The organism is Amycolatopsis sp. NPDC049691 (assembly GCF_040675005.1).
Lineage (GTDB): Bacteria > Actinomycetota > Actinomycetes > Mycobacteriales > Pseudonocardiaceae > Amycolatopsis.
The window spans coordinates 121,099-134,251 of record NZ_JBFANX010000011.1 but is presented as its reverse complement, the minus strand read 5'-3'; the positions used below and the strand labels follow the sequence as shown (position 1 = coordinate 134,251).

The 13,153-nt window shown below is 72.3% G+C and carries 13 protein-coding genes; 6 read left to right on the top strand and 7 right to left on the bottom strand.

Annotated features, from left to right (window positions below; translation table 11 throughout):
- Positions 1 to 12: 12 nt before the first annotated feature.
- Entirely contained in the window at positions 13 to 2,826 is a 2,814-nt protein-coding gene (locus AB0J40_RS25235) for an aconitate hydratase (protein WP_364457077.1), read from the bottom strand.
- Between the two features lie 359 nt (positions 2,827 to 3,185).
- Here AB0J40_RS25235 and AB0J40_RS25230 point away from each other — a divergent pair, with 359 nt between their 5' ends.
- Together AB0J40_RS25230 and AB0J40_RS25225 are read left to right on the top strand one after the other, a co-directional pair.
- A complete protein-coding gene (locus AB0J40_RS25230) occupies positions 3,186 to 4,496 on the top strand; it encodes an NlpC/P60 family protein (protein ID WP_364457309.1) in 1,311 nt (436 codons plus the stop codon).
- Between the two features lie 44 nt (positions 4,497 to 4,540).
- Entirely contained in the window at positions 4,541 to 5,251 is a 711-nt protein-coding gene (locus AB0J40_RS25225; protein WP_364457075.1) for a methyltransferase domain-containing protein, read from the top strand.
- On the opposite strand, the gene AB0J40_RS25220 is transcribed toward AB0J40_RS25225, so the two are convergent.
- Positions 5,230 to 5,652 carry a DUF1801 domain-containing protein gene (locus tag AB0J40_RS25220; protein WP_364457073.1) on the bottom strand — a complete coding sequence of 141 codons (423 nt, stop codon included), beginning with the start codon at positions 5,650 to 5,652 and terminating at the stop codon, positions 5,230 to 5,232. The two genes, AB0J40_RS25225 and AB0J40_RS25220, sit on opposite strands and share 22 nt — an antisense overlap.
- A gap of 27 nt (positions 5,653 to 5,679) precedes the next feature.
- Between AB0J40_RS25220 and AB0J40_RS25215 the strand changes: the two genes are divergently transcribed.
- The 4 genes from AB0J40_RS25215 to AB0J40_RS25200 all read left to right on the top strand — a co-directional run bounded on the left by AB0J40_RS25215 (position 5,680) and on the right by AB0J40_RS25200 (position 9,384).
- A complete protein-coding gene (locus AB0J40_RS25215; protein WP_364457071.1) occupies positions 5,680 to 6,225 on the top strand; it encodes a molybdenum cofactor guanylyltransferase in 546 nt (181 codons plus the stop codon).
- A 159-nt stretch (positions 6,226 to 6,384) separates the two neighbouring features.
- The gene (locus tag AB0J40_RS25210) at positions 6,385 to 7,455 is read left to right on the top strand and encodes an AAA family ATPase (protein WP_086673929.1); all 1,071 of its coding nucleotides are present in this window, start codon (positions 6,385 to 6,387) and stop codon (positions 7,453 to 7,455) included.
- 7 nt (positions 7,456 to 7,462) lie between these two features.
- On the top strand, positions 7,463 to 8,407 hold the full coding sequence (locus AB0J40_RS25205) for a DUF58 domain-containing protein (RefSeq protein ID WP_364457069.1): 945 nt from the start codon (positions 7,463 to 7,465) through the stop codon (positions 8,405 to 8,407).
- Positions 8,404 to 9,384 (top strand): VWA domain-containing protein, encoded by a 981-nt coding sequence (locus tag AB0J40_RS25200; protein ID WP_364457067.1) that lies wholly within the window; start codon positions 8,404 to 8,406, stop codon positions 9,382 to 9,384. The genes AB0J40_RS25205 and AB0J40_RS25200 overlap by 4 nt, the downstream gene beginning before the upstream one ends.
- A 1-nt stretch (position 9,385) precedes the next feature.
- On the opposite strand, the gene AB0J40_RS25195 is transcribed toward AB0J40_RS25200, so the two are convergent.
- The 5 genes from AB0J40_RS25195 to AB0J40_RS25175 are packed head-to-tail and all read right to left on the bottom strand — an operon-like array spanning position 9,386 to position 13,152.
- Positions 9,386 to 9,895, bottom strand: a complete 510-nt coding sequence (locus tag AB0J40_RS25195) for a hypothetical protein (protein WP_364457065.1) — start codon at positions 9,893 to 9,895, stop codon at positions 9,386 to 9,388.
- A gap of 23 nt (positions 9,896 to 9,918) precedes the next feature.
- Positions 9,919 to 10,380 (bottom strand): tRNA (cytidine(34)-2'-O)-methyltransferase, encoded by a 462-nt coding sequence (locus AB0J40_RS25190; protein ID WP_364457063.1) that lies wholly within the window; start codon positions 10,378 to 10,380, stop codon positions 9,919 to 9,921.
- A gap of 3 nt (positions 10,381 to 10,383) precedes the next feature.
- On the bottom strand, positions 10,384 to 10,806 hold the full coding sequence (locus AB0J40_RS25185; RefSeq protein WP_364457061.1) for a thioesterase family protein: 423 nt from the start codon (positions 10,804 to 10,806) through the stop codon (positions 10,384 to 10,386).
- A gap of 16 nt (positions 10,807 to 10,822) precedes the next feature.
- Positions 10,823 to 11,767 carry a TAXI family TRAP transporter solute-binding subunit gene (locus tag AB0J40_RS25180; protein ID WP_364457059.1) on the bottom strand — a complete coding sequence of 315 codons (945 nt, stop codon included), beginning with the start codon at positions 11,765 to 11,767 and terminating at the stop codon, positions 10,823 to 10,825.
- The gene (locus AB0J40_RS25175) at positions 11,764 to 13,152 is read right to left on the bottom strand and encodes a HAMP domain-containing sensor histidine kinase (protein ID WP_364457057.1); all 1,389 of its coding nucleotides are present in this window, start codon (positions 13,150 to 13,152) and stop codon (positions 11,764 to 11,766) included. The genes AB0J40_RS25180 and AB0J40_RS25175 overlap by 4 nt, the downstream gene beginning before the upstream one ends.
- Position 13,153 lies beyond the last annotated feature (1 nt).

Genomic DNA, 13,153 nt, shown 5'->3' with positions numbered 1-13,153 from the left:
GGGCGGAAGTCCTTACGCCTGCGTCATCTTCCGCAGCACGTACTGCAGGATGCCGCCGTTGCGGTAGTAGTCCGCCTCGCCCGGGGTGTCGATGCGGACGTCCGCGTCGAACTCCACCTTGGAGCCGTCCTCCTTGGTGGCGGTGACGTGCACCGTGCGCGGGGTCTCGCCGTCGTTCAGCTTGGTGATGCCCGAGATGTCGAACGTCTCGGTACCGTCCAGGCCGAGCGACGAGGCCGACTCGCCCTGCGGGAACTGCAGCGGGATGACGCCCATGCCGATCAGGTTCGAGCGGTGGATGCGCTCGAACGACTCGGTGACGACCGCGCGCACGCCCAGCAGCGAGGTGCCCTTGGCCGCCCAGTCACGCGACGAACCGGAGCCGTACTCCTTGCCGCCCAGCACGACCAGCGGGGTGCCCGCCGCCGCGTAGTTCTGCGCCGCGTCGTAGATGAACGCCTGCGGCGCGCCCTCCTGCGTGAAGTCGCGGGTGTAGCCGCCCTGCACGTCGTCGAGGAGCTGGTTGCGCAGCCGGATGTTCGCGAACGTGCCGCGGATCATCACCTCGTGGTTGCCGCGGCGCGAGCCGTAGGAGTTGAAGTCCTTCTTCTCCACGCCGTGCTCGGTCAGGTACTGCGCGGCCGGGGTGCCCGGCTTGATCGCGCCGGCGGGGGAGATGTGGTCGGTGGTGACCGAGTCGCCCAGCTTCGCCAGCACGCGCGCGCCGGTGATGTCGGTGACCGCCGCCGGCTCCGGGGTCATGCCCTCGAAGTACGGGGGCTTGCGGACGTAGGTGGACTCGGCGTCCCACTCGAAGGTCTTGCCCTCCGGGGTGGGCAGCGACTTCCAGCGCTCGCCGCCGTCGAAGACGTCGGCGTAGTCCTTGGAGAACATCTCCTGCGTGATCGCGTAGTCGATGGTCTCCTGGATTTCCTGCGCGGACGGCCAGATGTCCTTCAGGAAGACGTCGTTGCCGTCCGTGTCCTGGCCGAGGGGCTGGGACGCGAAGTCGAAGTCCATCGTGCCGGCCAGCGCGTAGGCGATGACCAGCGGCGGCGACGCGAGGTAGTTCATCTTCACGTCGGGGTTGATCCGGCCTTCGAAGTTCCGGTTGCCCGAGAGCACCGAAACCGCGGTGAGGTCGTTCTCCTGGATGGCCGCGGAGATCTCGTCCGAGAGCGGGCCCGAGTTGCCGATGCAGGTGGTGCAGCCGTAGCCGACCAGGTGGTAGCCCAGCTTCTCCAGGTACGGCCACAGGTTGGCCTTGGTGTAGTAGTCGGTGACGACCTGCGAGCCCGGCGCCATCGACGTCTTCACCCACGGCTTGACCGCGAGGCCCTTGTCCACGGCGTTGCGCGCGAGCAGCGCGGCGCCGAGCATGACCGACGGGTTCGAGGTGTTGGTGCACGAGGTGATCGAGGCGATCACCACGGCGCCGTGGTCGAGGACGAACTCGCCGCGGTCCGGCGTGGAGACCTTGACCGGCTTGCTCGGGCGGCCCGAGGCGCCGTTCGCGGCGGAGGAGGTGACCGGCGCGGCGTCGTCCTCGGCGAACGACAGCGACGGGGCGTCGCTGGCCGGGAAGGACTCCTCGGAGGCCTCGTCCATCTTGGTGTGCGGCGTGGTGTCCTCGCCGTCTACGTAGTCGTGGATCGACTTGCGGAACGACGACTTCGCCTCGGACAGCTCGATGCGGTCCTGCGGGCGCTTCGGGCCGGCGATCGACGGGACGACCGTCGAGAGGTCCAGCTCGAGGTACTCGGAGTACGACGCCTCGCGCGACGGGTCGTGCCAGAGGCCCTGCTCCTTGGCGTAGGCCTCGACCAGCGCGACCTGCTCCGCGGACCGGCCGGTCAGCTTGAGGTAGCGGACGGTCTCCTCGTCGATCGGGAAGATCGCCGCGGTGGAGCCGAACTCGGGGCTCATGTTGCCGATGGTGGCGCGGTTGGCCAGCGGCACCGCGGACACGCTCTCGCCGTAGAACTCGACGAACTTGCCGACCACGCCGTGCTTGCGCAGCATCTCGGTGATGGTGAGCACGACGTCGGTGGCGGTGACGCCGGCCGGGATCTCGCCGGTCAGCTTGAAGCCGACGACGCGCGGGATCAGCATCGACACCGGCTGGCCCAGCATGGCCGCCTCGGCCTCGATGCCGCCGACGCCCCAGCCCAGCACGCCCAGGCCGTTGACCATGGTGGTGTGCGAGTCGGTGCCGACGCAGGAGTCGGGGTAGGCCTGGCCGTTGCGGGCCATCACCGTGCGCGCGAGGTGCTCGATGTTGACCTGGTGCACGATGCCGGTGCCCGGCGGGACGACCTTGAACTCGTCGAAGGCGCCCTGGCCCCAGCGCAGGAACTGGTAGCGCTCGCGGTTGCGCTCGTACTCGATCTCGACGTTGCGCTCGAAGGCGTCGGGGCGGCCGAAGACGTCGATGATCACCGAGTGGTCGATGACCAGCTCGGCCGGGGCGAGCGGGTTGACCTTGTCGGGGTCGCCGCCGAGGTCGGTGACCGCCTCGCGCATGGTCGCCAGGTCGACGACGCACGGCACGCCGGTGAAGTCCTGCATGATCACGCGGGCCGGCGTGAACTGGATCTCGATCGACGGGTCGGCGTTCGGGTCCCACGAGCCGAGCGCGCGGATGTGGTCGGCGGTGATGTTCGCGCCGTCCTCGGTGCGCAGCAGGTTCTCGAGCAGGATCTTCAGGCTGTACGGCAGGCGCTCGGCGCCTTCGACCTTGTTCAGGCGGAACACCTCGTACGAGGCGTCGCCGACCTTCAGCGTGTCTTTGGCGCCGAAGCTGTCCTTGCTGGCAGGTGCGGTCACGTCTAACTCCAGTGGCGTGGACTTCCGCGCCGGTGCGGCGGTCGAGTCCCGGGTCAGTTCGGTCGGGTTCGGTGGTGGCGAGTCTTGCGCACCCCCACCGTAGGACCGGATTCGGGATGCCACACCTCGCGGTGCCTCAAACAGTACGCGCGTCCTGTTTAACGGACAAGACGACACGCGGTGTGGGCTGCGCCATTCGGAAAGCCGACACCGCGAGGGTCCCTCAATGAGGGGAATTGGTGCCTACGTTGTGTAAGTTTCCGGTGATGCTTGTGATAGTGGTGTGACTGCAGTGACGCGCGATGTGCGCAGGTGAGCGGAGGTGGGCGGTCGTGGCGGGACGGCGTGGGGGTCCGGAGGTGCCGCGGGCCCGCCGGGGACTCACCGTGAGCGCGCTCACGCTGGTGATCTTGTTCGGGGCCGGCGGCACGGGCCTCGCGGCACCCCCGCCACCGCCCAACCCGAGCGACTCGGACATCAATTCGAGCAAGGCCGAGGCCAACGCGAAGGCCGGCGAGGTCGGCAGGCTGACCAACCAGCTGGCCCAGGCCGAGCAGAAGCTCTCGCAGCTGCAGGACGACGTCGAGCTCAAGCAGGAAGAGGCCAACAAGGCCCTGGTCGACCTGCAGTCCGCGCAGGACGCGGCGGCGCAGGCGGAGAACGACGCCAAGGCCGCCCGCACCGAGGCCGACGCCGCGTCGGCGGCCATCGAGAAGGCCCGCGCGGACCTCAAGACGTTCGCCGCCGCGAGCTTCCAGCAGGGCAGCACGGTCGGCTCGCTCTCGGCCTACCTGAGCGCCGACAGCCCGAAGGACATGCTGGCTCGTGCGCAGCTGCTCGACGCCGTCGGCGGCGACCGGCTCAACGCCCTCGACCGGCTCCAGCAGGCGCAGACCGAGAAGTCCAACAAGGACGCCGCCGCCCGCAAGGCCGCCGAGATCGCCCAGCAGAAGCAGGACGCGGCGCGCCAGGCGAAGGCCAGCGCGGACTCCGCCCAGTCCGCGGCCATCGCCGCCCAGGACAGCCAGGCGTCGCAGAACACCCAGCTCGAGAAGAACAAGTCCGACGTCGAGCAGCAGCTCTACGCCGCGCAGGCGAAGGTCAACGGCCTGCAGGGCCAGCGGCAGCGCTACCAGGACTGGCTCGCCGAGAAGCAGCGCGAGGACGACGAGCGCGCCCGCCAGGCCGCGCTGGGCTCGTCCGGCGGGGGCGGCCGGCCGGCGAGCAAGCCGGCGTCGGGTCCGGCCGGCTCGTCGATCGAGGCGGTCATCGCCCGGGCGCTGTCGAAGATCGGCCTGCCGTACGCGTGGGGCGGCGGCAACGCGAGCGGCCCCACCCGCGGCATCCGCGACGGCGGCGTCGCCGACCGGTACGGCGACTACAACAAGATCGGCTTCGACTGCTCGGGCCTGATGATCTACGCCTTCGCCGGGGTGACGTCGCTGCCGCACTACAGCGGCTACCAGTACACGTCCGGGCGCCGGGTCCCGCTGTCGCAGATGCGCCGCGGGGACATGCTGTTCTGGGGCGGCGCGGGCGGCATCCACCACGTCGCGCTCTACCTCGGCGGCGGTCAGATGATCGAGGCGCCGCAGTCCGGGCTGCGCGTCCGGATCGCACCGGTCCGCTACGGCGGGATCATGCCTTACGCGACCCGCCTGATCGGCTGAAAACCCGGTCGACGCGGTCGTCGTCCGGGGCCCAGGATCGCCGGGTGGACGACGAACTGAACGCGCTGCGGCGCTCGCGGATGCGCTGGAACACGCCCCTGTCCGAGGCCCACGCCTCCGTGCTGCTCGATCGGATGGCCCTCGGTGCGGGACACCTGGTCGACCTCGGCTGCGGGTGGGGCGAGCTGCTGCTGCGGGCCGGGGAACGGACTCCGGGGCTGCGGGGAACCGGCGTCGACACCGACGTGGTTTCCCTGGCGAGGGGCCGGGCGGCGGCTCGCGAGCGCGGCCTGGCGGTCGAGTTCGCCGAGGCCGACGCGGCGACGTGGGACGGGTCCGCCGAGCGGGCGTTCTGCGTCGGCGCCGCGCACGCCTTGGGTTCGACCAAGGCCGCGCTGGAGGGGCTCGCGCGCGTGGTGCCCTCGGGCCGGGTGCTCTACGGCGACGGCTTCTGGGCCGCCCCGCCCGGTGCGGCGGCGCTGGAGATCTTCGGGCCGGACACGCCGACCCTGCCGGAGCTGCTCGACGCGGCGGACGGCGCCGGCTGGCGGGTGCTCCACCTCAGCACCGCCGACCAGCTCGAATGGGACGACTTCGAGTCGACGTCGAAGCTGGCCTGGCAGGAGTGGCTGCTGGCGAACCCGGCCGACCCGCGGGCGGCGCGGGTGCGGGACTGGCTCGACGAGCGTCAGCGGCAGTACGTCCGGGACTACCGGGGCGTGCTCGGCCTCGCCTACCTGGTGCTCGGCCGCTGAGGCCCGGCTTGCTCCCGCTTGAGCTTGCGCCAGCCGCCGGCCCGGTTGTTGGCGATGATCTGCCGGAACATCGCCATGAGCGCGGGCGCGTTGATCGTTTCGCCCTCGCGGAAGGCGACCGTCCGCGCGGTCTTGTTGCCGTGCCCGGCGGTGATGATCCCCTCGGGGTCGGGGACGATGCCGCCGTCGTAGACGAAGACGTTGACGTGGTCCTTCGCCGCCAGCAGGGCGCAGATGTTGCCTTCGAGGACGAAGTAGGGCTGCCGGGTGCGCTTGATCGTCTCGACGACCTCGGGATCCGCCGCGTGGACCAGCTCGCGGACCTCGCGGCAGATCGCCTGCTGCCACCCGGGCAGGGCGTCGATGTAGGCGTCCACGCGCGGTTCGACGGTGTAGGACACGCGTCCAGTATGGGCTAGATTCCCGGGATGCGGTACGCGGGGATCGTGGTGGCCGGGGGTTCGGCCAGCAGACTGTCCGGTGTGGACAAGCCGGCGTTGTCGGTGGGCGGGAAACCGTTGCTCGCCCGCGCGATCCACGCTCTCGCCGGCGCCGAGCGCGTGATCGCCGTGGGCCCGCGGCGGCCCGGGTTCGACGTCGTGTGGACCCGGGAACCGGTGCCGGGCACCGGGCCGGTGGCCGCGCTCGCGGCGGGGCTCGCGTTCGTCCCGGACGACGTCGAGGCGGTCGCCGTGCTGGCGGCCGACCTCCCGGGCGTCCGCCGGTCCACTGTGGACCGCCTGGTCGCCGCGCTCGGCGACGGCGACGGCGCCGTCCTGGTCGACGCCGGCGGGTCCCGGCAGTGGCTGCTGGGCGCCTGGCGGGTCGCGGCGCTGCGGGACGCGTTGCCCGAGCAGGTGGAGAACGCGGCGCTGCGGCGGGTGCTGGGCGGACTGAGCGTCACCGAGGTGCCCGCCGAACGGGGCGAAGCGGACGATATCGACACCCCCGAGGACCTCGAGCGGCACCGCTGAAGGGCAGCTTCACAGATGTCATACCGCTGACGGTGTTGGCTACTCACGGGCGAACCCGCGCGTCCGCGTGCCGGACGGACGGAGAACCGGGGGACGCAGTACGGTCGCACCGCGTGATCACCGTCGCGGGGGCGGCGCACGAACTTTCGAGGAGGCAGAGTGACCGAGCCCGGCTACGCCGAGGGCGGGAACGGCCAGCAGGCGACACCGGCGCGGGACGCCCAGTTGCTGGAGCGGACCGTGTTCGAGGTCAAGCGGATCATCGTCGGCCAGGACCGCCTGGTCGAGCGGATGCTGGTCGGCCTCCTGGCCAAGGGCCACCTGCTGCTCGAAGGCGTGCCCGGCGTGGCGAAGACCCTCGCCGTCGAGACGTTCGCCCGGGTCGTCGGCGGCTCGTTCTCCCGCGTCCAGTTCACCCCCGACCTGGTGCCCGCCGACATCCTCGGCACGCGCATCTACCGCCAGGGCGCCGAGCGGTTCGACGTCGAGCTCGGCCCGGTCGTGGCGAACTTCGTGCTCGCCGACGAGATCAACCGCGCGCCCGCCAAGGTCCAGTCGGCGATGCTCGAGGTGATGGCCGAGCGGCACGTGTCGATCGGCGGGCAGACGTTCCCGATGCCCGACCCGTTCCTCGTGCTGGCCACGCAGAACCCGATCGAGAACGAGGGCGTGTACCCGCTGCCCGAGGCGCAGCGCGACCGCTTCCTGTTCAAGATCCTCGTCGAGTACCCCTCCGCCGAGGAGGAGCGCGAGATCATCTACCGGATGGGCGTCACCCCGCCCACCCCGCACGAGGTGCTCAGCCCGGGCGAGCTGGTCCGGCTGCAGGGCGTCGCGTCGCAGGTGTTCGTGCACCACGCGCTGGTCGACTACGTCGTGCGGCTCGTGCTGACCACCCGGACGCCGAACGAGCACGGCCTCGCCGACGTCGCCGGCTGGGTGTCCTACGGCGCCTCGCCGCGCGCGAGCCTCGGCATCATCGCCGCCGCCCGCGCGCTGGCCCTGGTCCGCGGCCGCGACTACGTGCTGCCGCAGGACGTCGTCGACGTCGTGCCGGACGTATTGCGCCACCGGCTCGTGCTGTCCTACGACGCGCTCGCCGACGGCGTGCCCATCGACCACATCATCACGCGCGTGCTGCAGACCGTGCCGTTGCCGCAGGTCTCGGCCCGGCCGCAGGGCGGGGCCGGCCAGGGCGGCCCGGTCCCGGCGGGCGCGCCGGTCAGGTAACCCGGCGATGGCGAAGAACGAGAAGGGCGAACGCCCTTCGTGGGCGCCCCCGGTGCTGCGGGGCGACCGGATGGAAGCCGGGCTCCGCACGCTGGAGCTCGACGTCCGCCGCCGGCTCGACGGGCTGCTGCAGGGCAACCACCTCGGCCTGGTGCCGGGGCCGGGGTCCGAGCCCGGCGAGGCCCGCCCGTACCAGCCCGGCGACGACGTCCGCCGGATGGACTGGGCGGTCACCGCCCGCACCACGACCCCGCACATCCGCGAGACCGTGGCCGACCGCGAGCTGGAGACGTGGGTGGTCGCCGACCTGTCGGCGAGCCTCGACTTCGGCACGGCGCTGTGCGAGAAGCGCGACCTCGTGGTGTGCGCGGTCGCGGCGGTCGCGCACCTGACCGGGGGCGGCGGCAACCGGATCGGCGCGCTGATCTCCACCGGCGCCGACACGACCCGCATCCCGGCGCGCGGCGGCCTCGCGCACGCCCGCGGCCTGGTGCGGAAGCTGGCCGAGACCCCGCGGGCGCCCGAGGGCACCCGCGGTGACTTCGCTGCCGCTTTGGAAGCGCTGCGCCGTCCGCCGCGGCGGCGTGGCCTGGCCGTGGTGATTTCGGACTTCCTGGGCGACACGTCCTGGGAGCGCCCGCTGCGGGCGCTGGGCGGGCGCCACGAACTGATCGCGATCGAAGTCCTCGACCCGCGCGACGTCGACCTGCCCGAGGTGGGCACCGTCGTGCTGGCCGACCCGGAGACAGGGAAGCAGCGCGAAGTGCATGCGTCGGCCTTGCTGCGCAAGGAGTTCGGGGCCGCGGCCCACGCCCACCGGCAGCAGGTGGCGGCCGGCCTGCGGCGCGCGGGTGCGGCCCACCTGACGCTGCGCACGGACGCCGACTGGATCGCCGACATGGTGCGGTTCGTCGTCGCCCGCAAGCGCCGCTGGTCGGGGGGTGTCGCGTGAGCCTGACGGGTTTCAGCGCGCCGTGGTGGTTCCTGCTGCTGATCGCCGTCGCGGCGGTGGCGATCGGGTACGTCCTGGCGCAGCGCGCGCGGCGGAAGCGGACCATGCGGTTCGCGAACCTGGCGCTGCTGGAGAAGGTCGCGCCGAAGAGCCAGGGCTGGGTGCGGCACCTGCCGGCGGTGCTGATCGTGCTGTCGCTGCTGATCCTCACCGTGGCGCTCGCCGGCCCGACCGCGGAGCAGAAGGTCCCGCGCAACCGGGCGACCGTGATGCTGGTGATCGACGTGTCGCTGTCGATGGAGGCCACCGACGTCGCGCCGACGCGGCTGAAGGCGGCCCAGGACGCGGCGACGCAGTTCGCGCAGAACATGACCCCGGGCATCAACCTGGGCCTGATCTCGTTCGCGGGCACGGCGACGGTGCTGGTCAACCCGACGACGGACCGCAACGGCGTGATCAAGGCGATCGAGAACCTGAAGCTGGCCCAGTCGACGGCGACCGGCGAAGGCATCTTCGCGGCCCTGCAGTCGGTGGAGAGCTTCTCGAGCGTCGTGGGCGGGGCCGACGGACCGCCACCGGCTCGGATCGTGCTGATGTCCGACGGCAAGCAGACGGTGCCCGAGGACCTGTACGCGGCGCGCGGTGGCTACACGGCGGCGCAGGCGGCGAAGCAGGCCGGGGTCCCGATCTCGTCGATCTCGTTCGGCACGACGCACGGTTCGGTGGACATCGACGGCAAGGCCCAGCCGGTGAGCGTGGACGACGAGTCGCTGCGCGAGATCGCCAGGCTGTCCGGCGGCGACTTCTACAAGGCGGCGAGCGCCGAGGAGCTGAAGAAGGTCTACGCGGACCTCGGCGAGCAGATCGGCTACGAGCTGAAGGACGCCGACGCGAGCAAGCCGTGGGTGGTCATCGGAACGCTGTTCCTGATGCTCGGCGCGGCGGCGAGCTTGTTCTTCGGCCAGAGACTGCCGTGACTCAGGCTCGGCGGACGCCGTAGAGGCTTCCGCCGAGCAGGGTCACCCCGGAGAGCACGCCGCTGACGAACGGCACCCACGCCGCGGCGCTTCCCAGCAGGGCCAACCCGACGACGCCCAGCACGGTCAACACCACGCCGACCACCAGGATCGACCGGGTCTTCCACGCCCACGCCAGCGCGACGAAGTGGAGCCCGACGATCGTGGCGATCCACGCGACGTTCGCCTGCACCGGCGCGTCGAGCAGGCTCAGCACGAAGAACCCGGCGATCAGCAGCACGACCTCGCCGATGACGATCACGCGGTAGCTCGGCCCGAACACCGGCCGTCCTTCGAGGGTGGGCCGGCCGCCGGCCCGGACGCCGAGGACCACCACCGCGGCCAACGCGAGCACGGCCAGCGCGCGGAGCACCCAGCCGAGCGCTGCGGGAACCGGCGAGCCGGAGTTGACCAGGACGAACACGGTGCCGAACGCGGCGCCGATGAGCGCCCCCAGGAACTGCTGTCGCATCCGGCGAACCTACCGGACGGTGATCACGCGCCCGCGAAGCCGTTCTGCCGCCAGGCCTCGTAAACCGTGATGGCCGCGGTGTTCGCGACGTTCAGCGACCGGCTCGTCGGCAGCATGGGCAGCCGCACGCGGTCGGTCACCTCCGGGGCTTCCTGCACCGATGCCGGCAGCCCGACCGACTCCGGGCCGAACATCAGGACGTCTCCCGGTCCGTACGCGACATCCGTGTACAGCCGGGTCGCCGACGCGCTGAACGCGTACACCTTCGCCGGCAGCAGCACTTCCCACGCCGCGGCCAGTGACGCGTGGACGTGCACCCGTGCGAGGTCGTGGTAGTCGAGTCCCGCGCGGCGCAGCTGCTTGTCCTCCAACGTGAACCCGAGCGGCTCGACCAGGTGCAGCTCGCACCCGGTGTTCGCGGCGAGGCGGATCGCGTTGCCCGTGTTCGGCGGGATTTCCGGCTGGTAGAAGAGAACGCGGAACACGGCTCAGTCCCCGAGCAACGCGGCGTAGGCCTTGCGGACCGCCTCGGGCGGCGCCGCCGGGCGCAGCGTCTCCGGGTCGATGAACACGTACCGCAGGGTCGCCGCCGCGATCAGGGTTTCGCCGCGGTGGATCTCGAAGTCGAAGATCAGCGATGTCGTGCCGAGGTGGTTCAGGTACTGGGAAACGACCAGTTCGTCGTCGTACCGGGCCGGGGCGCGGAACTTCAGGTTCGCCTCCGCCACCACGACGTCGGTGCGGTGGGCCAGGAACTCCTCGTGCGAACCGAAGAGCGCCTTCTCCGCCTCGAAGGAGCACATGTCCACATAGGCCAGGTAGTGGGCGTTGAAGACGATGCCCTGGCCGTCGCACTCGTGGTAGCGCACGCGCAGCGGCAGCTCGGCGACGGGGCGGCGGGGTTCGGTCACCGGCCCAATCTAGCGCTCAGCCGTGCAGCGCCCGGTACGCGGCCGCCGCGCCCGGCTGCAGCGGCACCGGCTGCGTGCCGATGAGCGTCCGCACGTCGAGGAACTGCGTGCCGACGGCCTCGGCGGGCACCAGGTCGGTGGCCCGCTCGACGAGCAGCCGGACGACGGCCGCGGCGACGTCGTCGGGCAGGGCGGGGGAGCAGACGAGCAGGTTCGCCACCCCGATGGTGCCCAGCGCGCCGACGCCGCGGTACGCGCCGTCGGGTACCTGGACCTGGTCGTAGACCGGCCCGTACGCGACCCGCAGCGCGGGCACCACCGCGTCGAGCGGCAGGAGCGCGATCGGGGTCGTGCGGGTGAGGTCCGCGAGCTTCGGCGTCGGTACCCCGCCGGACCACAGCATGGCGTCGATCCGGCGGCCGGCCAGCGCGCGGACGGCGTCGTCGAAGAGCAGGTGCCGGGCGTCGACGGTGATGCCGGCCTTGGCGAAGAGGCGTTCGCCGAGCTGGGCCGCGCCTGAGCCGCCGGCGCCGAGCGACACCGGGCGGCCGGTCAGGTCGGCGAGCCGGCGCACCGGGCCGTCCGCGCGGACCACGAGCTGCAGGTAGTTCTCGTAGACGCGGCCGAGCGCGAGCAGCGGCACCTTGCCCGTGAACGGCGCGCCGCCGGTCAGCGCCGTCTGGGCGACGTCGGCCAGCACCAGGCCGAGGTCGGCCTGGCCGCGGCGGACGAGGTCGACGTTGGCGACGCTCGCCTCGGTCGGCACGGCGGTGGCGTGCAGCCGCGGCTCGGCGCGGTTCAGCTCGGCGGCGAGCAGTTCGGCGAAGGCGAGGTAGAAGCCGCCGCGCTCGCCGGCCGCGATGGTGACCGTCCGTTCGGGACCGCCGTAGCCCGACGTCGAGCAGCCGGCCAGGGCGAGCCCCAGGCCGCCGAGCAGAGCGGTACGCCGCGTGAGTCTCATGGCGCCGCCAGGGGCAGGGTGACGCGGGCTTCGAGGCCGCGGGGGAGTGCTTGACGCAGTTCGAGGACACCGCCGCGGGTGCGCACCTGCTGGTGCGCGATGGCCAGCCCCAGCCCGGTGCCGCGCGGGGCGCCTTCACCGCCCGCGCGCCAGAACCGCTCGGTCGCCCGCGCCCGGTCCTCAGTGGACAGTCCGGGCCCGTCGTCGGAAACGACCAGTGTGGCGGTCGAGGCGCTGGCTTCCCAGCCGGTCGTGATCGTCGCGCCGCGGCCGGCGTAGTGAACGGCGTTGTCCAGCAACACGTCCAGGATCTGCGCCAACTCGCCTTCGGGGCAGCGCACGGTCACCGGCTCGTCGTGACCCGGTGGCGGCACGATCGTCGATCCCGCGTCTTCGGCGGCGGGGCGCCAGGCGTCGACGCGCTCGGCGAGCACGGAGGCGAGGTCGCAGGACTCGTCCGCGCCCCCGGCGGCGACCCGCGTCGCCGTGCTCTCGGCGAGCGCGAGGGCCAGCAACCCGTCCAGGAGCCGCTCCAGGCGTTCGACTTCCGCGACGGTCGCCCGGTACGTCGTGTCGTCGCCCTCGACGCGGCCGGCCAGGGAGTCGACGCGCAACCGCAGCGCCGCCATGGGGTTGCGCAGCTGGTGGGAGGCGTCGGCGACCAGCCGGTGCTGCTGCTCGGCCGCTTCGAGCACCGCCTCGGACATCCGGTTGACCTCGCCGGCCAGCACCCGCAGCTCACGCGGCCCGGCGCGCTCCGGGACCTGTGCGCGGTGCCCGGCGGCGACGGCGAGGACGCCGGTCTCCAGCTCGTGCAGCGGCCGGACCATCCAGCGGGCCAGCAGCACGGCGAGCAGCACGAACACGACCGCGACGAGCAGCGCCCCGGCGCCGATGGTGCCCCAGCGGGTGGCGACGTCCGCGGCCGCCGCCGTCACCGACGCCCGCAGCACGACCACGCCGGACACGCGGGTGCCGGTGCCCACCGGCCGCGCGAAGTACGCCGGTTCGGCCGACCACGGGCCGAGGCTGCCGACCTGCGGCGCGGGTTCGTTGCGCATGGTCGCTTCCACCAGCGCGTGCACCGCCGGGTCGGCCGCGGTCAGCCCGCCGGCCTGCACCAGCGGATCGCGGCGAGCGTCGACGATGACGACGCCTTCGCCGTACAGCTCGGCGTAGCGGCCCGCGTCGGCCACGAGCGCCGCCGGGTCGCGCGTGTCGACGGCCTGCTGCGCCAGCACGACGAACCGGTCGACGTCCGCGGTGCGGGAAATGACCAGCTGCTGGGTGCGCTGCTCGGCGGTGGAGGCCAGCAGCGGCACGGCGAACGCCGCGACCACCGCGAGCGCGAGCGCCACCAGCACGACCAGCAGCCGGGTGCGCACG

Bases quoted from the DNA above. Each gene is read 5' to 3' on its own strand.
- AB0J40_RS25215 (WP_364457071.1), top strand. From the start codon at position 5,680: ATGCGGTACGCGGGGATCGTGGTGGCCGGGGGTTCGGCCAGCAGACTG.
- AB0J40_RS25205 (WP_364457069.1), top strand. From the start codon at position 7,463: ATGGCGAAGAACGAGAAGGGCGAACGCCCTTCGTGGGCGCCCCCGGTG.
- AB0J40_RS25195 (WP_364457065.1), bottom strand. From the start codon at position 9,895: ATGCGACAGCAGTTCCTGGGGGCGCTCATCGGCGCCGCGTTCGGCACC.
- AB0J40_RS25180 (WP_364457059.1), bottom strand. From the start codon at position 11,767: ATGAGACTCACGCGGCGTACCGCTCTGCTCGGCGGCCTGGGGCTCGCC.